The 23,714-nt window shown below is 53.0% G+C and carries 27 protein-coding genes and 1 other annotated feature; of the genes, 24 read left to right on the top strand and 3 right to left on the bottom strand.

The annotated features are described in order from the left end of the window. Positions 1-28: 28 nt before the first annotated feature. The 3 genes from EVJ21_RS03695 to EVJ21_RS03685 are packed head-to-tail and all read right to left on the bottom strand — an operon-like array spanning position 29 to position 2,707. The gene (locus EVJ21_RS03695) at positions 29-1,720 is read right to left on the bottom strand and encodes a hypothetical protein (RefSeq protein WP_131489899.1); all 1,692 of its coding nucleotides are present in this window, start codon (positions 1,718-1,720) and stop codon (positions 29-31) included. Positions 1,721-1,740: 20 nt separating this feature from the next. Then, entirely contained in the window at positions 1,741-2,304 is a 564-nt protein-coding gene (locus tag EVJ21_RS03690) for a prepilin-type N-terminal cleavage/methylation domain-containing protein (RefSeq protein ID WP_236635482.1), read from the bottom strand. Next, complete coding sequence (locus EVJ21_RS03685; RefSeq protein WP_131489898.1) at positions 2,243-2,707, bottom strand: type IV pilus modification PilV family protein; 465 nt, start codon at positions 2,705-2,707, stop codon at positions 2,243-2,245. Before EVJ21_RS03685 ends, EVJ21_RS03690 begins: the two co-directional genes overlap by 62 nt. Before the next feature lie 158 nt (positions 2,708-2,865). Here EVJ21_RS03685 and EVJ21_RS03680 point away from each other — a divergent pair, with 158 nt between their 5' ends. The 24 genes from EVJ21_RS03680 (at position 2,866) to EVJ21_RS03565 (ending at position 23,699) form a co-directional block, all read left to right on the top strand. Next, a complete protein-coding gene (locus tag EVJ21_RS03680) occupies positions 2,866-4,092 on the top strand; it encodes a G5 domain-containing protein (protein ID WP_236636555.1) in 1,227 nt (408 codons plus the stop codon). After that, positions 4,089-4,370 (top strand): hypothetical protein, encoded by a 282-nt coding sequence (locus EVJ21_RS03675; RefSeq protein ID WP_070327705.1) that lies wholly within the window; start codon positions 4,089-4,091, stop codon positions 4,368-4,370. The genes EVJ21_RS03680 and EVJ21_RS03675 overlap by 4 nt, the downstream gene beginning before the upstream one ends. 1 nt (position 4,371) lies before the next feature. Next, positions 4,372-6,030: a GspE/PulE family protein gene (locus EVJ21_RS03670; RefSeq protein ID WP_131465487.1), complete on the top strand. Its 1,659-nt coding sequence runs from the start codon at positions 4,372-4,374 to the stop codon at positions 6,028-6,030. 4 nt (positions 6,031-6,034) lie between these two features. Beyond that, positions 6,035-7,072 carry a type IV pilus twitching motility protein PilT gene (locus tag EVJ21_RS03665; protein WP_083273986.1) on the top strand — a complete coding sequence of 346 codons (1,038 nt, stop codon included), beginning with the start codon at positions 6,035-6,037 and terminating at the stop codon, positions 7,070-7,072. A 4-nt stretch (positions 7,073-7,076) separates the two neighbouring features. Then, entirely contained in the window at positions 7,077-8,294 is a 1,218-nt protein-coding gene (locus EVJ21_RS03660) for a type II secretion system F family protein (protein ID WP_070327704.1), read from the top strand. A gap of 140 nt (positions 8,295-8,434) precedes the next feature. Then, on the top strand, positions 8,435-8,923 hold the full coding sequence (locus tag EVJ21_RS03655) for a prepilin-type N-terminal cleavage/methylation domain-containing protein (protein ID WP_131489897.1): 489 nt from the start codon (positions 8,435-8,437) through the stop codon (positions 8,921-8,923). Positions 8,924-9,015: 92 nt separating this feature from the next. Continuing rightward, the gene (locus EVJ21_RS03650) at positions 9,016-9,768 is read left to right on the top strand and encodes a prepilin peptidase (protein ID WP_131489896.1); all 753 of its coding nucleotides are present in this window, start codon (positions 9,016-9,018) and stop codon (positions 9,766-9,768) included. A gap of 12 nt (positions 9,769-9,780) precedes the next feature. Beyond that, positions 9,781-11,382 (top strand): pilus assembly protein PilM, encoded by a 1,602-nt coding sequence (gene pilM, locus EVJ21_RS03645; RefSeq protein ID WP_131465481.1) that lies wholly within the window; start codon positions 9,781-9,783, stop codon positions 11,380-11,382. Beyond that, a complete protein-coding gene (locus tag EVJ21_RS03640; RefSeq protein WP_131489895.1) occupies positions 11,379-12,086 on the top strand; it encodes a hypothetical protein in 708 nt (235 codons plus the stop codon). Before pilM ends, EVJ21_RS03640 begins: the two co-directional genes overlap by 4 nt. 139 nt (positions 12,087-12,225) lie before the next feature. Further along, the gene (locus tag EVJ21_RS03635; RefSeq protein ID WP_070327700.1) at positions 12,226-12,813 is read left to right on the top strand and encodes a Maf family protein; all 588 of its coding nucleotides are present in this window, start codon (positions 12,226-12,228) and stop codon (positions 12,811-12,813) included. Between the two features lie 23 nt (positions 12,814-12,836). Then, positions 12,837-13,466 carry a RadC family protein gene (radC, locus tag EVJ21_RS03630; RefSeq protein WP_131465477.1) on the top strand — a complete coding sequence of 210 codons (630 nt, stop codon included), beginning with the start codon at positions 12,837-12,839 and terminating at the stop codon, positions 13,464-13,466. Positions 13,467-13,528: 62 nt separating this feature from the next. Then, positions 13,529-13,972: a hypothetical protein gene (locus EVJ21_RS03625; protein ID WP_236636554.1), complete on the top strand. Its 444-nt coding sequence runs from the start codon at positions 13,529-13,531 to the stop codon at positions 13,970-13,972. A gap of 200 nt (positions 13,973-14,172) precedes the next feature. Then, positions 14,173-15,210 carry a rod shape-determining protein gene (locus tag EVJ21_RS03620; RefSeq protein WP_070327697.1) on the top strand — a complete coding sequence of 346 codons (1,038 nt, stop codon included), beginning with the start codon at positions 14,173-14,175 and terminating at the stop codon, positions 15,208-15,210. Between the two features lie 13 nt (positions 15,211-15,223). Beyond that, complete coding sequence (mreC, locus tag EVJ21_RS03615; protein WP_070327696.1) at positions 15,224-16,114, top strand: rod shape-determining protein MreC; 891 nt, start codon at positions 15,224-15,226, stop codon at positions 16,112-16,114. A gap of 1 nt (position 16,115) precedes the next feature. After that, a complete protein-coding gene (gene mreD, locus EVJ21_RS03610; RefSeq protein WP_083274026.1) occupies positions 16,116-16,610 on the top strand; it encodes a rod shape-determining protein MreD in 495 nt (164 codons plus the stop codon). Between the two features lie 5 nt (positions 16,611-16,615). Continuing rightward, positions 16,616-17,284, top strand: a complete 669-nt coding sequence (locus EVJ21_RS03605) for a septum site-determining protein MinC (RefSeq protein ID WP_236633412.1) — start codon at positions 16,616-16,618, stop codon at positions 17,282-17,284. Positions 17,285-17,289: 5 nt separating this feature from the next. Then, positions 17,290-18,147: a septum site-determining protein MinD gene (gene minD / locus EVJ21_RS03600; protein WP_070327693.1), complete on the top strand. Its 858-nt coding sequence runs from the start codon at positions 17,290-17,292 to the stop codon at positions 18,145-18,147. A gap of 41 nt (positions 18,148-18,188) precedes the next feature. Then, complete coding sequence (locus tag EVJ21_RS03595; protein WP_131489894.1) at positions 18,189-19,514, top strand: ribonuclease E/G; 1,326 nt, start codon at positions 18,189-18,191, stop codon at positions 19,512-19,514. A 55-nt stretch (positions 19,515-19,569) separates the two neighbouring features. Continuing rightward, positions 19,570-19,641: a sequence feature (ribosomal protein L21 leader region), on the top strand. Between the two features lie 15 nt (positions 19,642-19,656). Beyond that, positions 19,657-19,965, top strand: coding sequence for a 50S ribosomal protein L21 (gene rplU, locus EVJ21_RS03590; RefSeq protein ID WP_070327691.1), 309 nt, complete (start codon positions 19,657-19,659; stop codon positions 19,963-19,965). A gap of 5 nt (positions 19,966-19,970) precedes the next feature. Then, entirely contained in the window at positions 19,971-20,306 is a 336-nt protein-coding gene (locus EVJ21_RS03585) for a ribosomal-processing cysteine protease Prp (protein WP_070327690.1), read from the top strand. A 12-nt stretch (positions 20,307-20,318) separates the two neighbouring features. Continuing rightward, complete coding sequence (gene rpmA / locus EVJ21_RS03580; protein WP_016508537.1) at positions 20,319-20,600, top strand: 50S ribosomal protein L27; 282 nt, start codon at positions 20,319-20,321, stop codon at positions 20,598-20,600. A gap of 66 nt (positions 20,601-20,666) precedes the next feature. Then, a complete protein-coding gene (locus tag EVJ21_RS03575) occupies positions 20,667-21,107 on the top strand; it encodes a Spo0B domain-containing protein (protein WP_070327689.1) in 441 nt (146 codons plus the stop codon). Further along, positions 21,108-22,397 carry a GTPase ObgE gene (obgE, locus tag EVJ21_RS03570; RefSeq protein ID WP_070327688.1) on the top strand — a complete coding sequence of 430 codons (1,290 nt, stop codon included), beginning with the start codon at positions 21,108-21,110 and terminating at the stop codon, positions 22,395-22,397. Between the two features lie 15 nt (positions 22,398-22,412). Then, positions 22,413-23,699, top strand: coding sequence for a hemolysin family protein (locus EVJ21_RS03565; RefSeq protein WP_328590997.1), 1,287 nt, complete (start codon positions 22,413-22,415; stop codon positions 23,697-23,699). Positions 23,700-23,714: the final 15 nt, after the last annotated feature.

The raw sequence follows: 23,714 nt of genomic DNA, 5'->3' as shown, positions 1-23,714 counted from the left end.
CCTGCGACGGATTGTCCTTGTTTTCATTTTAACGAATTTGCACAGGCTGACTGACGAAGAACTGCAGTTGGTTTGTCACAGGCAACGTATCTAATTGATTGAAGACTGCATCGTTATACGAAAGTTTTAGTCGTGATTGTGACGCGTCGTGCGCAGAAATACGGCTATCGAAGTATTCAGCTGGGCTCAGATTGTCTTGACTGCTGAATGTTCCACGAAAGACGTTCACATTCATCGGACCTTTACTATACAGTCCACCTTTAATCTGTAAAATTGAGCCGACGGCATAGACGTATGTCGGTTCGGAAGAATCGCTATACAGAAACGCCTGTAATGTCGTCGGAGTTTCATCGAACTCATTGATTCGGTTCAATAAAATCTTCCCTTTTGAAAGCAAAATCAAAGAGTTCCCTTTGGACTCGTCAATCGGTAAAATATTGGCCCGATCGATAAACGTATCACCGAGTGTGTAAACGGTCGATTCAAACGAGATGTTGCCTCGAATCGTCAAATTCCCTCTCACAATAAGGGGTCGCTCAATCGTTAAACGGTCAGTCGATTCAATAACTAAATCTCCGTCAAATAGCAACGGGGCTGATGCTTTCGCAATTGATTCAGTCACATACATGGCACGATCAGCTAACGTTGCAGGTAATTCGATAATTGTTGGGTTCGTGAACGCATTATACGTACGTGCGGTTAAGTAAGGAGTAGGTCTTTCGATAACCGTCACACCGTCTTCGGCGAGAATACGCTCGACTTCAAACGTTTGATCTGTTGATGGAATCAAAACACCATTGAAAATTGAAGCGTCGACGGTATTCGTGTAGCTTAGCTTTTGATCCAAATAGCGATTTAAAAATTCAATAATCGAATAGTCATATTGGAATGGAGAAAACTGACTCGTCGATATGCCGGCGTCCGGCAATTCACCAGCCACCTCTTCACCAGACGTGAAATAGTCCGATTTGCTGCAGGTTGCACAATCATTCGGATTCTTCAAGTCGATGCGACCATCGAGATGGAGCAAGCTTGTACGAATGTTGTCTATACGTTTCGCCACGCCGTCCAGCTGATAATTCGCCGTCCGGTCAAACGTCAAAGGCCCACCTGAGAAGATGTTCCCTTTCACGGTCGGCATCCCGTTCACCGTCAACTGCTCGTCCGACCCGAGCACGTAATACAAAAACGCGGGCAGAGCCGTCAAATAAAGGTCTTGTGTGTATTCGACCGACAGGAGCGGTTGCTCGGGATTTGTTTGCCGGCTTGCGACGACGTTTACTTGTAAAATCTTCGTGAACGGTGCAGTATCGAGCAGGTTCGCGTCCGCATTCTCTTTTAATTGAATTGAATAGCTGATCTCGCTGTCGCTCTCGCTGTCGCTCTCGCTGTCGCTCTCGCTGTCGCTCTCGCTCGGGAGATTAAGGAACGGTTCGTTTGAGACGAGTGCGCCTTGAATCGCGTCATTAAAAGCGGACTCCGATTCCATATGAGCCGGTACATCATTTGCGTCATGAAGTGGGAAACGATTTCGAACATCCGCCGCAATCAGATTGAGCGCACTTTTTGCGTCTTCGTTCAGCTGCGTATCTTCCGTGCGGATGACCGTCAGCTTATTCGTGACCAAGTTCACTTGCATGGCAGCGAGCGATAAGACGGCGAGCGCGGCCATCGTCACGAGTACGAGTACGAGCACATAGCCTTCTTCTCGTTTATGCATAAGTGGTGCCTCCTTTCTTCTCAAAATGGGATCGAGCTTTTAAACGTTTTAATGGAATCGGGATTTGCCTTCAACGATAGGTTCATCTCGATTTCAATCAAGCCGCTCGTTATATAGTCCGGACGCCGTGGATCATAGACGGGCTCGATCAGTTGAATTGAAATATCATCTAACAAGACGTTCGGGTTGCTCGGCACGTATGAATCTGCTGATAAGTTCAAGCTGATCGGTTCGTATCCGGCTTCCCGATAAATCATCCCAGTCGATGAGATGCGAGGTTCGGATAGTTGGTGGAATTGGTAGGTGTCATTTATTTCGGTGACGGCATCAAATTCACTCCGGTTGACTTCGGATAGGATGGACGTGACTAAATAGTCGGCCTCACTGCGCAGTTCGCTCGTTTCGTTCGTCAATTGAAAACCGAGCGTACCTGAAATGAAGGCAGTGATGATGACACCGCTTAAAATCGCGGCGACAACGACAGTCACGAGAAGCTCGACGAGCGTAAAACCTTCGGATGCTTTACTGAACGAGTTCACTTTCTGGGACAGCCGTTTCAGGGAACGGCTCGCGTAACGTTGCATTCGAAATCACTCCTTTCAACGTGACAGGTGTTCGGAGTCGATCGGTCGTCACGGAAATCTCGACTTCGATTGTATTTGGCGGCAGCGTTGACGATTGGGAGATGGTAGCGACGTACGTCTCACCATGAATCCGATAATCAGAACAAAAATCACATTCTGAACTCACGCCGTTTCGATTCAACAGTTTATTCAAGTCAAGCGTTTCTTGAACAGCTGAGGCTCGTCGATCTAATGTATGCAGTGCGTTTTGAGCGACTTGGTTGGCGATGGTCGTACTAAGACTATCATTCGTCGTCTTCAGACTTTGGCTGAATATGTTTAATAAGGAGAACGAAACAATCGATAAAATGACGATTGACACGAGTACTTCGACGAGCGTAAAACCTTTTTCGGAACGGGCCAACGCATTGACCTCCTTTTCAAATATAATAAAATACTAGGAAAAAAGCGTATGATTACCTAAATAAATGTTAATTTATGTCCAATGCATATTATACTAAAGTTAGAGTACGAACGGATAGTAAATTGAAAGTCTCAGTTTTTTACATAGGGGGAATTGGAATGAAGCAATATGGGATGCACTTTTTCATCCTGACATGTCTTGTGTTGCTCGTGTCGTTACCGACGATCGGGCTCGTCAACTATCTCGACGCGTCAGCGAAGACAAGCGCTACATATAAAGACACACGTGTCGCCGGGATCGACATATCGGGGATGACGAAAGAAGAGGCGGTCGTCCGTCTCGACAATGCCGTCAAAGACTTCGCAAACGCACCGTTCACGGTCACGCTCGTCGACGGGACGGCGCTCGAAGTCGGTAAAGACGTCGTGACATTTAACGTGAATGATACGCTTGAAGCCATATCCGAACCAGGGGACTATCCGCTCATCACAACAATCGATGAAGAGCGAATCGCTCCGTATTTAGAGAATCAACCCGTCACGATGACGATGGTGACCCCACCGCTCGTCGCCTCAGCGTCTAAGCTCGATTCGAACGTCGCCCTTGAGATGGTCGCAGAAGAGAACGAAGTCGTCGCGTCGATGACGATTAGTCCGACGCCGGCAATGCGCTCGGCGTTAGAACGGATGAACGGATTTGAAATGGATGCAGGCGACATGTTCAGCTTGAAGTCGTTCGGGGAAGATTTTGAAGCACTCACGCCGATCGGTTCGTCTCTCTATAAATTGTTTGCGGCGACTCCGTTCAAAGTGCTCGAGCGCGTCCCGCATGAAGTGCTTCCGAGCGGCATCGAGCTCGGCTACGACGTCAAAATCGATGCCGGCTCGAACTTCGCCGTCCAAAACACGGAACAATCACCTTACGCCATCATCGTCTTAGATGAAGGGAACGTGATGACGGTGCAACTGCTCGGGAAAGCGTTCGTCGGCGCGTACGAATCGCGGGTCGAAGAAGTCGCAAGCGTGCCGTACCAGAACGTGATCCGCTTCTCCCCATCACTCCCGGCCGGAAGTTCTTCGGTGACGCAATCCGGTCAAACTGGAGAGTCAGGGAAGTTGTATCGCATCCGTGTCACCGAGGCAGGCGAGACGCGTGAACTGTTGGGCTTTGACTTCTATGAGCCGGTACCGGAGATCGTGACGAAAAGTTCAGTCCCGCTACCGCCGCCTGAACCGGTTGAACCGATCATTCCGACGTTCCCGGATGAAACACTGGACGACGATCCGTTTAATGACGATATAGAAGATGATGGATTGAATGAATTTGAAGAGCAACCGCCGGTGGACGAGGATGTCCCGGCGTCTAGCGAGGAGGCAGTCGGATGATCGGATATGTAATACTGCTCGCCTTTTGGGTGCTGGCCACGTTGACGCTGTTTGCCTTGTCGATCCCATACGTACGGAAGCGCGAGACGAAACTCGTCGTGTCGGTACTTGTGGCCGTGTTATCGCTCGGTATGTATATGCTGTATGCGGAATCGCTTGAACGGACGTGGTGGGCTTGGCTCCTCATCGTCATCGGTTTAGCGGGCGGCGCAGCGTTGAGCGTCTTCATTGAACAGCGAGACGTCGAGCAGGAGGTACCTCAGAGGATGGTGAAGTAAGGTGAGACGAACGAAAAAACGATTGGGCGAGATGTTGATCGAGGCTGGATTGATTACGAACGAGCAACTCGACGAGGCGCTCGCCCAAAAGCGGCGAGGCGAAAAACTCGGCGATGCACTCATGCGGTTGCACTATTTGACCGAGACACAATTGATTCAAGTACTTCATGAACAACTGGACGTACCAATCATCGCATTATATTCGCAAGACATTAACGTGACCGTCACAAAACTCGTGCCAAAAGCGATTGCCCAAAAGCACGACATCATGCCGATTGAATTACAGGGGAACACGCTATTCGTTGCGACGGCGGATCCCCTTGATTTGATTGCGATCGATGACGTCCGGTTACAGACCGGGATGAATATTGAGGTTGGCATTGCGACGCGGGAACAAATTCGGAAGACGATCAGCCGGTATTACGAAATGGACGCCTCGCTCATCGAGATTTTAAAAGATGAGGCGCCGGAATTCGAACGGCAAGAGACGGCGTCACGTGACGACGCCCCGGTCATTCGGCTCGTCAACCAGTTGTTTTTGAGCGCGATCGATCAACGAGCATCGGATATCCATTTCGATCCACATGAGAAGCAACTACACGTCCGCTTTCGTGTCGACGGTGATTTACGGACAGAAGCGGTTTATCCAAAGAAAATTCAAAGCGTCATGCTGACGCGACTAAAAGTGATGAGTAATCTAGACATCACGGAAAGCCGGCTGCCCCAAGATGGACGGATCAAGTATACGCTGCGCGACCGCCCGTACGATTTCCGCGTCTCGACGCTCCCGACGATGTACGGCGAAAAGATCGTCATCCGGGTGCTCGATTCCTCACAAGGGTTGACCGACTTGACGAAACTCGGGTTCGGCGACCATAACGAGATGTTGTATCGCGACATGTTGAAGCGGCCGAACGGCATTATTTTGATCACAGGGCCGACCGGTTCGGGTAAATCGTCGACACTGTACGCATCGCTCAAAGAACTGAATGACGAGTCGAAGAACATCATCACGGTCGAAGATCCGGTCGAGTATCAACTTGACGGCATCAACCAAGTCCAAGTCAATGCGAAAGTGGGCCTCACGTTCGCCTCCGGTCTTCGCTCGATCCTCCGCCAAGACCCGAACATCGTCATGGTCGGGGAGATCCGGGATACCGAGACGGCCGAGATTGCGATCCGTGCCTCGCTCACTGGACATTTAGTCTTATCGACGCTCCATACGAACTCGGCGATCAGCTCGATTACTCGCCTCGTCGATATGGGGGTCGAACCGTTCCTCGTCGCGGCTTCAACGTCCGGCCTCGTCGCCCAGCGCCTCGTCCGCCGCGTCTGTCGCGACTGTGGTCATGAGCAACCGGTCTCGAAACGGGAGCAAGAACTGTTCGACGCCGAACGTGTGACGATCACGCGCGTCATTCGCGGAAACGGGTGTGCGTCGTGTAACTTTACAGGCTATCGTGGGCGACTCGCCATCCATGAAGTCGTGCCGATTGATGAAGAGTTGCGTCGTTTGATCATGAACCAAGCGACCGAGGCCGAGATGGTCGAGCAAGCGAAACGATCCGGTGCCCGGTTCTTGCTCGCCGACGGTCTCGAGAAAGTCGCGCAAGGTTTGACGACGACCGAGGAAATACTGAGAACAGTCATAACGGAGTGAACCTATGATCCATCAATCAATCGAAGCGATTTTAACGAAAGCGGTCGAACAACGTGCCTCAGACATCCATCTGACCGCGGGTTCGCCACCGATTTTCCGGATTGACGGCAGTCTGATCACGATGGGCGAGGAGAAAGTCCTCCCCGTCCACATCGAAGGATACTTGCAGGAAATCATGACCGACGAGATGCGAGGCCGCCTTGAGATCCAGCGCGACCTCGACTTCTCGTTCGGTGTGCCCCGCGTGTCGCGCTTCCGCGTCAACGCCTACTATCAACGTGGCACGATCGCCATCGCGTTTCGTTCTATTTCCGGGGAAATCCCGACGTTGAACGAGCTCAATTTACCGCCGGTGCTCAAGCGGCTCATCGAGAAACCACACGGGTTGATCCTTGTGACCGGACCGACGGGGTCTGGGAAATCGACGACGCTCGCGGCGATGATCCATGAGATCAACCGGACGCAGCGAAAACGCATCATCACGCTCGAAGACCCGATCGAATATTTACACACGCACGATCAGAGCATCGTCGACCAGCGGGAGATTGGCTCGGACGTTATGAAGTTCGTGAGCGGCCTGCGGGCGGCGCTCCGCCAAGACCCGGACGTCATCTTGCTCGGGGAGATGCGCGACTTAGAGACGATCTCGACGGCGATGACCGCCGCTGAGACTGGTCACCTTGTCATGGCGACACTCCATACGTCGAGTGCGATGTCGACCGTCAGCCGGATCATCGACGCTTTCCCGGCCGAACAACAAGACCAAATCCGGACCCAACTCGCCAACGTATTGCTTGGGGTCGTCAGTCAGCGCCTGTTCCCGCGTGTCGACGTGCCGAAGGGTCGGGTCGCGGCGATGGAGATCATGATCGGGAACGCAGCCGTCGCCAACTTGATCCGGAACGAGAAGGAGTTTCAGCTCCCGACCGTCATCCAGACGAACCGGCAGAACGGGATGCAATCGATGGAAATGTCGATCGAACAGCTGATCCGTCAAGGGGTCATCAATCCAAGCGCCGTGCCAAGCGAAGAAATGAGGTGAGACTATGGCCATCTTTCAATACGAAGGAAAACTGCTGAACGGGAAGCGCAAGAAAGGGCGGATCACCGCCGTGTCGCTCCGGGAAGCCAAAGATAAACTTCGGCAAGAGTCGATTCTCGTCACCGACCTGTCCGAACTCGAGTCGACCGGACTGAACACGGAAGTCAACTTATTGCCGGAACGCGTCAAGATCGAACATTTGATCATGTACGTCCGTCAGTTCGCCACGCTCATCCGGGCCGGCGTCCCGATCGTCCGGGCGACGTCGATTTTGCGCGTCCAGACGGAGTCGAAGCTGTTGAAGAAGACGCTCAGCCAAGTCGAGGACGACCTTCGAGAAGGGATCGCCTTCTCGGAAGCAATCAAAAAACATCCGCGCGTGTTCTCGAACTTCTTTAGCTCGATGGCGCTCGCGGGTGAGGCGAGCGGTAACTTAGAAGAAGCGCTCGACCAAATCGGGCTGCAGCTTCAGAAACAGTACGATATTAAACGTAAAGTCATCTCGGCGCTCACGTATCCGCTCGTCGTCTCGATTGTCGCGATCGGCGTCGTCGCTTTCCTGATGGTGAACGTCGTCCCGACGTTCGCGAGCATTTTCGGACAGCTCGGCGGTGAGCTCCCGCTCATCACCCGGATCGTCGTCGCCGTCTCGGACTTCGTCGCCGCCTATTGGTGGTTATTGTTCGGTGGCGCGCTGCTCGGCGTCCTCCTGTTCTCGTGGATGTTGAAGCGCGACAAGGAACGGTTCTTGATCGACGGGTTGTTGCTGAAGATGCCAATTTTCGGTCCGATCGTCCTCAAGTCCCAGATCGCGCTCTTGACGCGAAGTTTGGCCGTCTTACTGCAAGCGGCCGTGCCGATCTTGTCAGCAATCGAGATCACGGAGAAGATCGTCTCGAACCGGGTCATCCGTAAAGGGCTCGGGCAGGCGCGCAATATGATGGCGCAAGGGATCCCGCTCCATGAACCGCTAGAACGGAACCCGAACTTCCCGCCGCTCATGACACAAATGATTGCTGTCGGCGAGGAAAGCGGGGACTTAGATTCGATGTTGAACGAAGTCGCCGAATTTTATGAGACCGAGGTCGAGACGACGACAGACCGGTTGAAGTCGATCATCGAGCCGCTGTTGATCGTCGTGTTGGCCAGTATCGTCGGGGTCATCGTCATCGCCATCGTCGTCCCGATGTTCCAAATTTATGGCGACATCCAAAATCAGTAGAAAATTCTTAGTTTATGCATATAAACTACTTTTCAACTCCATATTTTGAATGTATAGTAAAATTGTACTACTTGTTTTAGTACTACAGTAATGAATCCAGCACAAAATACAGCAAAACACACAAAAGGGGAGAATCAGTCATGTTAGAAAAAATGAAAATGATTTGGCAAGATGCGAAACAATTAAAAGATGAGCGCGGTCTCACACTCGTCGAGTTACTCGTCGTCGTCGTTATTTTAGGGATTATCGCAGCCATCGCGGTCGTTGCGATCGGTGGGATTATCGAGAACTCGAAGAAGGATGCGATGGTTGCGGATGCGAAACAGATGGTAAGTGCTGCGAAATTGTATGTTGCTTCAAATCCTAATGCTACTAACTTAGATTTTATAACTCCACCTGCAACAACAGGAGGGGCGGCCGTTAAAGGAAAAGGTTATGAATATATTTCGAGTTTAAAAGATCCCTTTGGAACTGGTGAGTATACTAACGCCTCAGTAGGGATAACAAACAGTAGCGGTAAATATTCTTATACTGTTACACTTACTAGCACAGATACTAAATATAGTTATGCGCTAACTCCGGAGAATATGCTCAATAAAGACACTTTAGAATCAACTACTAAAAAATAAATAATTCTCATTCCGGCTGGCGCTGGGCTCTCGCTCAGCCTAGTCGGTTTTCTATTTTTGGCATATACTTACAAGTAAGGAAGTGACCAGTTTTGGTTGACCTCATTGGACTCATTTACAGCATCGTGCTCGGGATGATCATCACCTCGTTCACAAACGTCGTCGGGCTCCGCGTGCCACGCAAGCAGTCGATCGTGACGCCGCGGTCGCATTGTCCGTCGTGCGGACACGTCTTGTCCGCTTGGGAACTCATCCCGGTGTTCGGTTACATATTGTTACGCGGCAAGTGCCGCGGCTGTGGCGGACGGATCGCGCCGACGTACCCGCTGTTCGAACTGCTCGGGGCGGTCGGTTACGGCTATAGCTTTTGGCTGTACGGATTCTCCGGGACGACGTTGCTCGCGTTCGTCTTCTTATCGACGCTACTCGCATTGGCGATGTCAGATTTGTCGACGATGCTCGTGCCGAACGTGATTCTTATGTTTGCGGCACCACTGCTGCTCGTCCTCGCTTATGCGTCCGGAGCCACGTGGTGGAGCCCGCTCGTCGGGGCCGCGCTCGGATTTTCTGTCCTCGCCACCGTTTTTTTCGTCTCAAAAGGGGGACTTGGGGCCGGCGATGTCAAACTGTTTACAGTGATCGGGCTCGTGCTCGGACCACGTGACGTATTGGTCGCCTTATTTTTAGCGAGCTTGATCGGAGCAGTCGTTGGACTGTTGCTCATCGGACTGAAACGGATCGGCCGCAAGCAACCGATCCCGTTCGTCCCGTCAATCGCACTCGGTACGATGCTGACGTTTTGGTTCAGCGAACGTTTTTTTGATTGGTATTTTGATTTGATGTAGGGGGAAACAAGCATGAGCCGGGCTATAGAAAAAGGAACGGTCGCGTACTTCTCGTTCGATGCGCTCAGCATCCACGGGGCCGTGATTAAACAAGGCGTCTTTAAACGAAGCGCTTCCGTCCAATTGGCGAAAGGTGCCTATGCGGAAGGTTTGATTCAAGACGAGAACGCGTTCGGACTCGCCTTTGACGAGTTGTGCCGTAAAATAAAAGTAAGAAAAGGGATGGTGTGCGCCGTCGATATGGCGGAGACGGAAGTGCTGTCCCGCAAAGTCGAGATTCCATCGAATATCCCGAAAGACGAGATCCGTGGCTATTTGTTCATGGAGATCGGCAGCTCGATCATCCTGCCGTTCGACGACGTCGCCTTCGACTACGAAGTGCTCGGCGAGACGGATATGAAGACCGAGGTCATGTTGCATGCCGTCTCGGTCGATTTGACGAAAGCGATCCGCGCCTACATGAAGAAACGCGGCTTCGCCTTGAAAAAAATCGTCCCGCGTCCGATCGCGATCGCGAACGGGGTGTCTCGACTCGAGACGCTCGACCCGCTCAAGTCGACGCTATTGTGGCACGTGACACCGTTCGCGCACCAACTGCTCGTCCTCGAGGAAGGGCAGGTCCGCTTCATCCGTGCCATCGAGAATGACTTATCGTATCGTGCCGACACGACAGACGGCATCGTTACATATACGTTCAACGGCTCAAACGAGGCGTTAGCGAATCGGACCGATGAATGGTTGAACGAACTCGCCCGTTTCCTCGATTTCTACCGTTACTCGCTCCGTACGGACGGACGGCCAATCGACGAACTGATCATCTCCGGGACGGTCCCTGAACTCGATGACCTCGTCCGGACGATCGAACTGGAATCGATGGTCCCGATCAAACGCATCGATGACCCGTTGCCGTTGTCGCACGCGACGCCGCTAACACATCAGATGTTGCCGCTTCTCGGGATGGCGACGCTCGACCGCGACCATGACGCCAACTTCATCAACGCGACCGACGTGACGCTGCGTTGGCCGATCGTCGCAAGTCTGGCCGCTTTATTGATCGGTGGCGGACTGACCGGCTATCTTTATTACGAAGTGAACGGGATCGAACAGGATAAAGCACAAGTCAACGAACAGTTACAGCTCGTCCGCATCTACCAGACCGAACAAGTGAACTCGAAAGGTCAACAAGTCATCTCGCTCGAGCAGACGGTGACCGCGCTGACGACTGAAGAGAAGCAGGCGGTCCCGGCGCTCCGTGCGCTGACCGAACAGCTGCCGCCGACAGGTTACGTCTTGACGTACAACTACGCCGACGGTTCGCTCATGAGCGTCCGGACCCAGTTTGAGACGTTACCTGACTTGAACGCGTTCCAACGAGCGTTGTTGAACGATCCACGGTTCGATAACGTCAAACTGCTCGGCGTGACGACCGAGACGAAAGCAGAAGCGGACCAAGACGCGGAAACGGATACGGGAACACCGGTTCTCAATGCGTCAGATGAGCCGCTCCCACGCTATATCGGAGAGTTTACGTTCACGTTCATCGATGCCGAACCTGAGACGCCTGAAGGCGAGACGGAACAACCCGAGGAAGATGAGGAGGTGGTGAGCGAATGAAACGTTCAACGATTTATTTGATCTTTACAATTTGTTTGTTCGCAGCCATCGTCGTCCCGTCGTACTTCGGCTACCAGTACTTTATCAACCAAGGTGAATTGAAGGCGCTCGAGCGCGAGCTGTCACTCGAACAGACGAAGCTCGAACTGTTGCGCCAAGAAGGCGAAGTCGTCGACGTCGCCGACTCGCAGCGCTTGCAGACACGTGTCCCGACGGAGCCGGCGCTCGATACGGTCGTCGAGACGCTATCGCAAGCGAGCCAGCTGTCTGACGTGCGCGTGACGAGCATCGCTTTCGCGGACGGGCTCATCGCCGAATCGGAAGTGCCGGAACCAATCGCCGAACCGGAACCGAACGATGTGAGCGCGACGGCCGAACCGGCTGAACCGGTCGAGATCACACCGGTCAACGCCTCGTCCGTCCGCTCGACGGTGTCGCTCCAAGCGGAGACGTATGAGGCGCTCGTCCTCTTCCTCGAGTCGGTCGAGTCGATGAACCGGATCCACATTTTGCGGACCGTCCAGTTCACGGGACCTGCCGAAACGGGTCCGAACACGACCGAACCGGCCGCACCGCTCGACTTCACGGTCGAACTCGATGCGTTTTACCGGCCCGACCTCGATCAACTCGTCCCGGACCGCTACGTGCCGACGCAGACGTTCCCACGAAAAGATATCCCGGTGTACGATTACACGACACCGTAAACGAGCGTCCCTTCGAAAAAGAAGGGGCGTTTTTTTTTGGCGTCTTGGATTGTGTTTGGGTGACGCTTTGCCTACAATCAACAGAGAAGCGTGAAACGGCAAGGAAGCCCGTTTCGAAAGTATGGAAGGAGTCGATACAATGAACACAACACAGAAACGTGTCATCCTCGCCTCGATGTCACCGCGGCGGACCGAGTTGTTGAAACAAGCCGGCATTTTGCACGAGGTGATCCCGTCAAACGTCATCGAAGGAACCGACGGACGTGAGCATCCGGACGAGTACGTCGGACGTCTCGCCCGTGAGAAAGCGATGGACGTCGCCCGAGACAACCGCGACGCGATTGTGATCGGGTCGGACACGGTCGTCGTCCTCGACGGAACGATTTTAGAGAAACCGAACGACCGCGATGACGCACGCCGGATGCTCAAGCACTTGTCAGGGGCGACCCATGAAGTGCTCACTGGCGTCAGCATCATCGGACCAGACCGGCACGACTTGTTCGTCACGACGACGCACGTCACGTTCATCGACATCCCGGAGTCTTGGCTCGACGGCTACCTCGATTCGTCGGAGCCGTATGACAAGGCCGGTGCCTACGGGATCCAAGGGTCGGGCGGTTTGTTCGTCGAACGGCTCGAAGGGGATTACTATAACGTCGTCGGCCTCCCGCTCCGGCCGCTCGTCGAGACGCTCGAGCGTCACGGGGTATCGCCGCGCTTTCTGTGAATGATGCGAGAGTAGGTGAAGGAATGACTATGGTGCTCGACCGAAGTGTTGAATCCGCTATTGCCAGACTGCTTCAAATCGGTGGACGGGGCGGGGACCCGCAGGCGACGGCCCGGCGGTTGTCAGATGTATATCCGACGCTTCGGGCACTGTCACAGGCGTCCGTGCACGACCTCTGTCAAATCGAAGGGATGACGAAGAAGAAAGCCGAGCAGTTGCTCGCAGCGTTCACGATCGGCATCCGTTACGTCGAGGAGCCGAAAGTGGAGTCGCCGACGATCCGGTCGCCGCAGGACGCATACGAGCTGCTGCGTGATGAGCTCCGGCTACTTAATCAAGAACATTTCGTCTGTTTGTACTTAAACACGAAAAACCAATTGATCGCGCGCAAGACGTTGTTCGTCGGCGGGTTGAATTCGTCGATTGTTCATCCGCGCGACGTCTTCCGCGAAGCGCTCAAGCTGTCGGCGGCGTGTTTCATCGCCGTGCATAACCATCCGAGCGGGGACGCGACGCCGAGCCGGGAAGACATCGAAGTGTCCGAGCGCTTGGTCGAAGCGGGCAATATTGTCGGTATCGCGTGCCTCGACCACGTCATCATCGGCGAGGATCATTATGTCAGTATGAAGCAACGTGGGTATATGAACGGGTGAAATTAGGAGACGTTTCCCATATCCCTCTTGAAGTTTGGTATACTAACGGACGAGGTGTTCGTATGGAGAAACTAGTTTGGATTGTTATGATTGGGATCGCGCTAGCCGCGAGTTTTGTTCCGCTCGAGCCGTTCGCGTTGTCGCTCGTCGTCTTCGCGTTGTTCGTCTTTGTGAGTATGGCGCTATTTCAACAGTTTTCAAAAGACGGGCATTGGCTTGACCGGTACCCGCCGCTCGTCGGCGTCGGTGTCGGAATTGTGTCGCTCATCGCCTACATCGGTCTGTTCATCGCCTGGGTAAATGCGTCAGGAGACAGTCAAGTGTGGCGTGTCATCCCGCAACTCATCTTCGTTTACGTCGGGATTTATTTGTTCACCGTGACGATGGCGAGCTTTTTGGCGGGTGCGACGCGCGAGCGACCGTCCCGTTTCTTTCGGCCGATCCTCATCTTTTCGGTCGTCTTTTATGCGGCAATGCTGTTGCTGCCGCTCCAACCCGGTCTTTAAATGATCGGTTCATCTAAGCAGACGCCTTCAGACGTCTGCTTTTTGATTTGCGTTTTTTTTGAAAAGCAGGCACACTAATATACGGTGGAACAGGACTGAGATGAAGGGGATTGTAAATAACCTGTAATCGATTGAACGTTTTCAAACATGATTTTTCCGTTATAATAATAATTAGTGTAACCAGGAGAGGGGCAGTACGTATGTTTCGTAGTTTTAACCGAGAAATCGGAATCGACCTTGGAACGGCAAATACGCTCGTTTATGTAAAAGGTCAAGGAATCGTTGTTCGTGAACCGTCCGTAGTGGCGTTCCGTACAGATACAGGTAGAATTGAGGCCGTAGGTAATCAGGCCAAAGATATGATTGGACGTACGCCGGGGAACGTCACGGCACGCCGTCCGATGAAAGATGGGGTTATCGCTGACTTCGAAACGACTGCAACGATGATCAAATATTTCATGGAGCAAGCACAAAAATCGAAGAGCGGGTTGTTCTCATCGAAGACGAACGTCATGATCTGTGTGCCAAGTGGCATCACGTCAGTTGAAAAACGTGCGGTTGAAGATGCGGCCAAGCAAGCGGGCGCTCGCGAAGCGTACACGATTGAAGAACCGTTCGCGGCAGCAATCGGCGCCGGTCTCCCAGTTTGGGAACCGACAGGCTCGATGGTCGTTGATATCGGTGGCGGTACGACCGAAGTCGCAGTGATCTCACTCGGCGGCATCGTGACAAGCCAGTCGATCCGTGTCGGTGGTGACGAAATGGATGACGCCATTATTCGTTACATTAAAAACAAATACAACCTCATGATCGGGGAACGTACGTCAGAAGCGCTCAAGATGGAAATCGGTTCGGCCCGCATCGACGAGTCGAACGAAAACGAAACGATGGAGATCCGCGGACGCGACCTCGTGACCGGTCTTCCGAAACAGATCGAAGTAGGGGCAGTTGAAGTGTGCGAGGCGCTTTCAGACACGGTAGACGCGATTCTAGCCGGTGTGAAACAAACGCTCGAACAAACACCGCCAGAACTCGCAGCCGACGTCATGGACCGCGGCATCGTCCTGACAGGCGGCGGCGCGCTCCTTAAAAACTTGGACGGTGTTATCTCTGATGAGACGCACATCCCGACACTCATTGCGGATGAACCGCTCGATTGCGTTGCGATCGGGACTGGAAAATCTCTTGAAATGATGGACGTCCTCCGTTCAAAATCAGGCATCTCGTCACGCCGATGAAAGGTGTTAAACGATGAGCCGGTTTGTACGCAATAAAAAGCTCATCATCACGCTGATCGGTATCATCTTATTTCTCGTCATTTTAGGGGTTTCGATTCGAGGACGGTCGGAATCCGCCTGGTACCAAGACGTCACGCGTGATGTGGTCGGAACGTTCCAACGGGTGTTCACGGTGCCGATCGGCTGGATGGATAGTACCGTGTCCTCGATTTCGAACGTCCGTGAAATTTATGAAGAGAACCGTGAATTGAAGCAACATTTGACGAAATACGCCGAAGTGTCCGTCGAAGCTGACGACCTGCGCCGTGAGAACGAGGAGTTGCGTCAAATGGTCGAGGCGGGCGAAAGCTCGCTCCGTGACTTTGATTTGATTCCGGCCGAGGTCATCGGGCGCACGCCAAACGACTGGCAGCGCTATGTGACGATCAACGTCGGGCAAGAACGCGGCGTTGAAAAAGGCATGGCCGTGACGGCCGCTGGCGGCATGGTCGGACGCGTCATTCAAACGAGCGCCTATACGTCACAAGTTCAGCTCCTGAGCGACAACAACCGGACGAACAACGTCTCGGCGGTCGTCAAAGATGCGGACGGTAAAGCGGCGTACGGAACGATCGACGGCTTCGACAGCGAGACGAACGAACTCTTTTTCACAAAGGTTTCGAACAGCGTCAAGTTGAAAGAAGGCGAGATCGTCTCGACGTCAGGGCTCGGCGGACGTTATCCGGCCGGTCTCGTCATCGGTAAGGTGAAGTCGATCGAGACCGATGAATATGGTGTGTCTCAAGTTGCCCGCATCACGCCAGAGGCGGACTTCAACGAGTTCTCGCAAATGTTTGTCATCGATCGAACGCTAGACGAACCGTTTTTGACGGGTCCCGAGGAAGGAGGAGCAGCGGGTGAGTAACATGAAAGTGTTCATCGCCCTGTTCCTCCTCTTTCTTATTGAAGGGACATGGGCTGCCATCTTTTCATGGCACTACGCGACGCCGTTCGTGTATTTGACGTTGATTGGGTTAATGTACGTCGGTTTGTATGGCCGGTTTGAGTCGGCACTCGGATTCGGTCTCGTATTCGGGTTGTTGTATGACATCGTCTACACCGACTTGCTCGGAATTTACTTATTTACTTTTTCACTCATTCCTCTCTTAGTCAGCTTCGTGTTAAAATATATAGGTGAGAACTTCTTCTCGGTCGTCATCACGTTCACGTTCATGATCCTCGTCTTCTCCTTCGGGATATACGGTATCATGGCAGCGGTCGGTGGGACGACCATGACCATACAAACACTATTAGTTGAACAGATTCCAGGGACGCTCGTCGTCAATGTGATCGCCATCGCGATTCTTTATTATCCGATGACGCGATACGTGGCGGTGCGCCCTGTAGCGAAAAGAGGGTAGCCATGATGGAGCGTAAACGACACATTACGATAAAAGGACATCGCAACGGTATTGCAATCCACTTCAATCCACGGAGTGGCGTCGATGAGGTGCTCGGAGAGCTTGAGGCCACGTTACAAGAAATGGAGCCGCCCTCTGGGGAGATTGCACTCAAGTTGCACGCGGGTACTCGTTATTTGGACGAGGAGCTGTCACGTCAAATTCGTGAAGTCGTTGCTCGTCATGGCGTTTTTTATATCGAGGAGCTGTCGAGCGAGGTCATGTTGACCGAAGAGGCGAAAGCGACTTACGGGAAAAAGACGTTCCATTATCATAGCGGGACGATCCGCAGCGGGCAAGTGCTCTCATTTGAGGGTTCGGTGCTCATTATCGGCGACGTCAATCCGGGGTCTGAAGTTCGGGCGACAGGAAGTATCTATTGTTTAGGCACAATACGAGGAAATGTCCGGGCCGGTGTCGAAGGATGGGAAGACGCGGTCATTACCGCAAGTCTGTTGCATCCGCTGTTTCTAGCGATCGGTGAGCACGTGCTCACGCCAGACGACGATACCGAGATGCCAGAGATCGAGATGGGCTGCGCGTATCAGACGAATCATGGCATTGAAATGACGCGTCTCCGCCAAGTCATGACAGGGCTTAAAGACGCATATGCAATGGAATTACAGAGAGGGTGAGTTTGATGGAGCAAGTAGTAGAGCCTGTACATACAGCAAAAGAAGTGAAGAAAGGTCGGGCCATCGTCGTGACGTCGGGGAAAGGTGGCGTCGGCAAGACGACGACGACCGCTAACCTCGGGACGGGTCTCGCATTGTCCGGACACTCGGTCTGTCTCGTCGATACGGACATCGGTCTACGGAACTTGGATATCATCCTAGGACTCGACAACCGGAGCATCTATAACCTCGTCGACGTCATCAACGGGCAGTGCAAGCTGCACCAAGCGCTCGTCCGTGACAAACGGTTCGAAGAGATGTATCTGCTGCCGGCGGCCCAGTCAAAAGACAAGACGTCGGTCCAACCGGAGCAAGTCAAAGAGATCATCGACCAGTTGAAAACGGAATATGATTTCGTCTTGATCGACTGCCCGGCCGGTATCGAGCAAGGGTTCATGAACGCCATCGCCGGTGCCGACGAGGCTGTCGTCGTGACGACGCCTGAGAAGGCGGCCGTCCAAGACGCGGACCGCATCATCGGTATGCTCGAACAAGCGGAACACGTCGCGCCGCCTAAACTCATCGTCAACCGCGTGAAGAATCATCTCGTCGCATCGGGCGACATGCTCGACATCGATGACATCATGCGCATCCTGTCGATCGACCTGCTCGGCGTCGTCGTCGATGATGAAGAAGTCATCGCCGCGGCAAACCGAGGTGTCCCGGTGACGATGAACCCGGACAATAACGCCGGACAAGCGTATCGCAACATCACGCGCCGTATTCTCGGTGAGTCGGTGCCGCTCATGTCCATCCAGACGGACCAACAACCGACCGGATTTTGGGCACGACTCTTATTGAAGTTTGGAATGAAAAAAGCCTAAGGCAACGAAAGTTGCCTTTTTGTGTCGAAAGGAGTGCTCGTATGAAACTCATCTATGAACGGACCCCGTCGATCGAGCGGGCCATGCTCGTCGACGGCGAGCGTCTGCTTGAAGTCGAGGAGCGCTTTGTCGACCAGCTCTCGGTCGGGACGATCCTTGAAGCTGCGATCGAGCGGATCCATCCGTCACTCGGCGCCGCTTTCCTCGTCAACGGCGAGACAACGTTTTTCTTGCCGATCGCCGAGACGCTCCGGGCGCTCGCTGTCTACCCGGAAGTACTGGGCATCGGTCAGGCGGCCGTCGTCGGGGAGAAACGTCTCGTCCAAGTGACGAAAGAGGGCATCGGGGGCAAGCACCACAAAGTGACCGAGAACATTCGGTTCGGAGGGCGCTATCTCGTCTACTTCCCGTATGGACGGCGCCAGTTGTTCAGCCGTAAGCTCGACCTCTCTACGCAGGACCGGTTATCGAAAGTGTTCACGCTCAATAAGGCGGAAGGTGTGTTGTTCCGGACCGAATCAGGACAAGCCAGTCCTGAGGCGCTTCGCGAGGAGCTGGCCTTGTTGCGGGCCCGGGCTGCTGACGTCGAGACGGCGCGCCGCGGGCAAGACGAACTGCTCTGTGAGCAGTTCGTCCGGCGCCATTCGGTCGAGTCGGTACTGTTGAACGATAAAGAGGCGCAAGAACGTTTGAAGCGGCTCGACGTCCCGGTCGAACGCCACGTCGGCAAGGGCCGGATGAAAGAAGCCGCGCGTTTAGACACAGCGATCGAGAAGCTCGAGAACCGTGTCGTCTGGCTCGAAGGCGGGTCTTACGTCTTGGTCGAACAAGTCGAGACGATGACCGTCATCGACGTCAACAGCGGCAAGAACGTCGCCGTCAAAGATAAAGGGCGCGCCGCCGACACGATCAATGAGGCGGCACTGTATGCGGTTATGGAACAGCTCCGCCTACGCAATATCGGCGGCATGGTCGTCATCGACTTTTTACGCGGGTCAAAAGATGGACAAGACCGACTTTTGAAACGAATGAAAGAACTCGGGGCCCGTGACCCACGTCGTGTCGAAGTGTACGGCTTCACACGGATGGGACTGTTCGAACTATCACGCGAGCGGACCGGACGTTCAATTCAAGACCGGATGACGTATAACGGTTCACCGTCAAAGCTGGCCGTGTTCTCACGGCTTGAGCGCACGCTCATGGAGCTAGACGGAAAACAGGAGGCGGTCGTACTGTCGCTACCGGCGAAGTGGCAAGGCGGGGCCTGGGACGCGTCAGGTCTTCATGTGTTCTTTATAGAAGGAGAGCCCGACGTCGCTTTTCATGGTACACTCGAGGAATGTGAGAACTTCGTATCTCGTCATTGACAAGCTTCGCGCGAGAGTGGTAATATCTATAACGTTAGTTCGTTTGGAAGCACCCAAATGGCTACAACCGCACAGAACGGGTTGAAACGGTTTCGCCCTGCCCTGGATGGCGAGTCTGAGTTTAATAAGGAGGTGCACGTATATGTACGCAATCATCAAAACTGGTGGTAAGCAAATCAAAGTTGAAGCAGGTCAAGAGATCTACATCGAAAAACTCGATGCTGATGTCGAGGGTACTGTAGAATTCGGTGAAGTTCTTTTCGTTGGTGGTGACGATGTTAAAGTCGGAGCTCCATTCGTAGAGGGCGCTAAAGTAGTAGCAACTGTCGTTAAACACGGTCGCGCGAAAAAGATCACTGTCTTCAAAATGAAAGCTAAGAAAAACTACCGTCGTAAGCAAGGTCACCGTCAGCCTTACACGAAAGTTCGCATCGAGAAAATCGAAGCGTAATTTCTATGATTCAAGTAACGGTCAGACGAGACGAGACGAAGTCGATTCGTTCCGTCGAAGTGACAGGTCACGCCAACTTTGCTGAACCCGGTTCTGACTTAGTGTGTGCCGGCGTTTCCGCTATCATTTTTGGGGCGTATAACGCTGTTGAGGTACTCGCAGGCCAGTCGCTTCTTGTAGAAATGGCAGACAAAACAGAGGGTGGTTACTTTTATGTCGAGACATATCCTGAACTATCACCGCAGGATATGACTCGCACCCAGCTGTTATTAGAAGGGATGCTCGTGCAACTAGACACGATCGCCCAAAGTTACGGTGATTATATCCAAATTGAACAATAGGAGGTGGACCTCATGTTACAATTGAACCTTCAGTTCTTCGCATCGAAAAAAGGAGTTGGATCGACTAAAAACGGTCGTGACTCGATTTCGAAACGCCTCGGCGCTAAACGCGCTGACGGACAGACAGTTTCAGCTGGATCGATTCTCTACCGTCAACGCGGTACGAAAATTCACCCAGGTGAAAACGTCGGCCGTGGTGGCGACGACACATTGTTTGCTAAAGTTGACGGCGTAGTACGCTTCGAGCGTCTTGGTCGCGACAAGAAACAAGTGAGCGTTTACCCAGTTGCGTAAGTAGAACCACGCAAAAGACTCTAGCCACTTATTTGGTTAGAGTCTTTTTTACTAGGAGAGGATCAAATGGACTCACAGGCAACGCTGAAATTATTATCGACCGTCCGTCACGAATGGATGAATCGGCTTCAGATGATCTCCTTGTATGCGGCGCTCGAGCCTGATAGACTCGAGGAGCTGTACGAACGTTATCGTCAGCACGCCGACGAGGAGAGTGCGCTCGTTCGCTTAAATATGCCGGCGACTAGTCTCGTCATCATACAGGCGAATTGGGAAGGGCGGTTGACCTATAAGGTATCGACCGACCGTGCGTCGTTGGACGACGCACGCGTGGCGGATAAACTTGTCCGTCTTCTGTCAGGAACGGATGGACCGATTCATGTGACGTTCACGGACGGACTGGCGGTTCGCGTCTTCGGCAACGTGCCTGGAGATGTGTTCACGTCAGACGAAGTGCACGAACAGACTGTAGAATGTTCTACGTTTCGTTTAAAAGGAGGGAATTAAATGTTTGTCGATCAGGTGAATATTTTTGTAAAAGCTGGAGACGGTGGTAAAGGAATGGTCGCGTTCCGTCGCGAGAAGTATGTTCCAGACGGTGGACCAGCAGGTGGTGACGGTGGTCACGGTGGCGACGTCGTCTTTGAAGTAGAAGAAGGATTACGGACGCTCGTTGATTTCCGCTTCTCGAAGAAGTTCATCGCCTATAACGGTGAAAAAGGAATGTCGAAAGGGATGCACGGACGTAAAGCGAAGCCGCTCGTCGTCAAAGTCCCGCCAGGCACAATCGTCTTCGATTCAGTGACGGATACTGTCATTGCCGACCTTACCGAGCACGGCCAACGGGCCACGATCGCTAAAGGCGGCCGCGGTGGACGCGGAAACTGTCGATTTGCGACACCGTCGAACCCGGCACCAGAAATCGCTGAAAACGGGGAACCAGGCCAAGAGCGCGAGTTGCGTCTTGAACTGAAACTCCTCGCCGACGTCGGTCTCGTCGGATTCCCGTCAGTCGGGAAATCGACGCTCTTGTCGGTCGTCTCATCGGCACGTCCGAAAATCGGAGCGTACCACTTCACGACGATCACACCGAACCTCGGTGTCGTTAAAACAGCTGACGACCGTGACTTCGTCATGGCCGACCTTCCTGGACTTATCGAAGGTGCGAGCCAAGGCGTCGGTCTCGGTCACCAGTTCTTGCGTCATATCGAACGGACGAAAGTCATCGTCCATATGATCGATATGAGTGGGATCGAAGGACGTGACCCGTTTGAAGACTACACGACGATCAACCGTGAGCTCGAGTCGTACAATTTACGTCTCCTCGAGCGTCCACAGATCGTCGTCGCCAACAAGATGGATATGCCGGATGCGCCAGAACTTCTTAAAGAGTTCCAACAGAAAGTCGGCGATGACGTCAAAGTCTTCCCGATTTCGGCACTCGCGAAAGAAGGACTTCGCAACTTGCTCATCGAAGTAGCTAATCTCGTCGACGCGACACCTGAATTCCCACTCGAAGAGCTCGAAGCGAAAACGGCCACACCACGTGTCGTCTATCGTTACGAGAAGGAAGAGAAAGGGTATCAGATTCATGTCGATGAGTACCAACGCTTCGTAATCACGGGGCCGCGCATCGAGAAACTATTCAAGATGACGAACTTCGATCACGATGACTCGATCAAACGATTCGCCCGTCAGATGCGTCAAATGGGCGTCGATGAGGACCTTCGTAAGCTAGGTGCTCAAGATGGCGACGTCGTTGCGATCTCTGACTTTGAATTCGAATTTGTCGAATAATCTTTTAAATAGGAAATGGAGTGTGAAGTAAACGTGGACCCTGTGCCCTCGTCTAGTTTAATTCTTTATGCAGTTCTAGTATTTTTGTCAGCTTTCTTCTCTTCAGCAGAGACCGCGCTCTCGAGCGTGAACCGCGTCCGGATGATCCGGATGAGTGAAGACGGGGACAAGGGCGCCAAACGCGTCCTCCACCTCGTCGACCGGTTTGACGATACGCTCTCGACGATCCTCGTCGGGAACAACATCGTCAACATTGGTGCCGCGACCGTTTCGACGGCGATCGCCACGAGTATCTTCTCGGGTGGAACCGGCTTGATTGTCTCGACGTTCGCGACGACCGTTGTCATCTTGATCTTCGGTGAGATCTTGCCGAAATCACTCGCCAAAGAATTCGCTGAAAAGTATTCACTTTTGATCAGCGGAATCTTGTTGTTCCTTGTTAAAATCCTGAAGCCGGTCACGATGATCTTTACAGGTCTCAAGCGCTTGACGCTTCGCATGATCGGGATGGCCGACAAAGAACCGTCGGTGACGGAAGAAGAGTTGAAAGTGCTCGTCGATATGGGTGAAGAAGAAGGAGTCCTCGGTGAGAAAGAAGCCGAACTGGTGCATAGCGCCTTCTCTTTCAACGACATCACCGTCGATGACGTGTTGACGCCGCGGATCGACATCCTCGCCGTCGATATCGACGATACGCTCGAAGAGGTCAAAGACACGATCTTTAGCGGGGGGCATTCTCGTCTCCCGGTGTATAAAGACTCGATCGACAACGTCATCGGGGTGTTGTCGGAACGTGACTTCCTTCGCTCGATGATGCGAGATGAAGTGACGGATATCCGTTCACTCATCCGTCCGCTCACGTACGTGTCACCACAGACAAAATTGATCGAACTGCTTCCAATTCTGCAGCAAAAACAATCACACATGGCTGTCGTCCTCGATGAGTTTGGTGGGACGGCTGGTCTCATCACGCTCGAGGATATGCTTGAAGAGCTCGTCGGCGATATTTGGGACGAGCACGACGAATCGATCGTCTACTTGAGACGGCTTCGAGACGGCGTATACGAGTGTATGGCCGACATGGACGTCGATCAGTTCGCTGACGAGATGGGGATTAAAGAACCTGAAGTAGATGCCAACACAATGGGTGGTTGGATCGTCGAGCTGCTCGGCGACATCCCAGAGAAAGGTGCGCGTGTCACGTATGACGACATGACGTTCACCGTTCTCCACGTCGAAAAACGACGCATTCGCAAACTGTTAGTCGAAACGAGTCAATCCGAATCGGCTGAACAGGCATAAGAAAAGGAGATCGCC

This window comes from Exiguobacterium sp. SH0S2, assembly GCF_004337185.1.
GTDB classification, from domain to species: domain Bacteria; phylum Bacillota; class Bacilli; order Exiguobacteriales; family Exiguobacteriaceae; genus Exiguobacterium; species Exiguobacterium aurantiacum_A.
Note: the sequence above shows the minus strand (reverse complement) of the source record. Positions and strands in the feature narration are given on the sequence as shown.

What these genes read in the sequence shown, in the direction of transcription:
- EVJ21_RS03695 (WP_131489899.1), bottom strand. Translation starts at nt 1,720, where the DNA reads ATGCATAAACGAGAAGAAGGCTATGTGCTCGTACTCGTACTCGTGACG.
- EVJ21_RS03690 (WP_236635482.1), bottom strand. Translation starts at nt 2,304, where the DNA reads ATGCAACGTTACGCGAGCCGTTCCCTGAAACGGCTGTCCCAGAAAGTG.
- EVJ21_RS03680 (WP_236636555.1), top strand. Translation starts at nt 2,866, where the DNA reads ATGAAGCAATATGGGATGCACTTTTTCATCCTGACATGTCTTGTGTTG.
- EVJ21_RS03675 (WP_070327705.1), top strand. Translation starts at nt 4,089, where the DNA reads ATGATCGGATATGTAATACTGCTCGCCTTTTGGGTGCTGGCCACGTTG.
- EVJ21_RS03665 (WP_083273986.1), top strand. Translation starts at nt 6,035, where the DNA reads ATGATCCATCAATCAATCGAAGCGATTTTAACGAAAGCGGTCGAACAA.
- EVJ21_RS03660 (WP_070327704.1), top strand. Translation starts at nt 7,077, where the DNA reads ATGGCCATCTTTCAATACGAAGGAAAACTGCTGAACGGGAAGCGCAAG.
- EVJ21_RS03655 (WP_131489897.1), top strand. Translation starts at nt 8,435, where the DNA reads ATGTTAGAAAAAATGAAAATGATTTGGCAAGATGCGAAACAATTAAAA.
- pilM (WP_131465481.1), top strand. Translation starts at nt 9,781, where the DNA reads ATGAGCCGGGCTATAGAAAAAGGAACGGTCGCGTACTTCTCGTTCGAT.
- EVJ21_RS03640 (WP_131489895.1), top strand. Translation starts at nt 11,379, where the DNA reads ATGAAACGTTCAACGATTTATTTGATCTTTACAATTTGTTTGTTCGCA.
- EVJ21_RS03635 (WP_070327700.1), top strand. Translation starts at nt 12,226, where the DNA reads ATGAACACAACACAGAAACGTGTCATCCTCGCCTCGATGTCACCGCGG.
- radC (WP_131465477.1), top strand. Translation starts at nt 12,837, where the DNA reads ATGACTATGGTGCTCGACCGAAGTGTTGAATCCGCTATTGCCAGACTG.
- EVJ21_RS03625 (WP_236636554.1), top strand. Translation starts at nt 13,529, where the DNA reads ATGGAGAAACTAGTTTGGATTGTTATGATTGGGATCGCGCTAGCCGCG.
- EVJ21_RS03620 (WP_070327697.1), top strand. Translation starts at nt 14,173, where the DNA reads ATGTTTCGTAGTTTTAACCGAGAAATCGGAATCGACCTTGGAACGGCA.
- mreC (WP_070327696.1), top strand. Translation starts at nt 15,224, where the DNA reads ATGAGCCGGTTTGTACGCAATAAAAAGCTCATCATCACGCTGATCGGT.
- mreD (WP_083274026.1), top strand. Translation starts at nt 16,116, where the DNA reads ATGAAAGTGTTCATCGCCCTGTTCCTCCTCTTTCTTATTGAAGGGACA.
- EVJ21_RS03605 (WP_236633412.1), top strand. Translation starts at nt 16,616, where the DNA reads ATGGAGCGTAAACGACACATTACGATAAAAGGACATCGCAACGGTATT.
- minD (WP_070327693.1), top strand. Translation starts at nt 17,290, where the DNA reads ATGGAGCAAGTAGTAGAGCCTGTACATACAGCAAAAGAAGTGAAGAAA.
- EVJ21_RS03595 (WP_131489894.1), top strand. Translation starts at nt 18,189, where the DNA reads ATGAAACTCATCTATGAACGGACCCCGTCGATCGAGCGGGCCATGCTC.
- rplU (WP_070327691.1), top strand. Translation starts at nt 19,657, where the DNA reads ATGTACGCAATCATCAAAACTGGTGGTAAGCAAATCAAAGTTGAAGCA.
- EVJ21_RS03585 (WP_070327690.1), top strand. Translation starts at nt 19,971, where the DNA reads ATGATTCAAGTAACGGTCAGACGAGACGAGACGAAGTCGATTCGTTCC.
- rpmA (WP_016508537.1), top strand. Translation starts at nt 20,319, where the DNA reads ATGTTACAATTGAACCTTCAGTTCTTCGCATCGAAAAAAGGAGTTGGA.
- EVJ21_RS03575 (WP_070327689.1), top strand. Translation starts at nt 20,667, where the DNA reads ATGGACTCACAGGCAACGCTGAAATTATTATCGACCGTCCGTCACGAA.
- obgE (WP_070327688.1), top strand. Translation starts at nt 21,108, where the DNA reads ATGTTTGTCGATCAGGTGAATATTTTTGTAAAAGCTGGAGACGGTGGT.
- EVJ21_RS03565 (WP_328590997.1), top strand. Translation starts at nt 22,413, where the DNA reads ATGGAGTGTGAAGTAAACGTGGACCCTGTGCCCTCGTCTAGTTTAATT.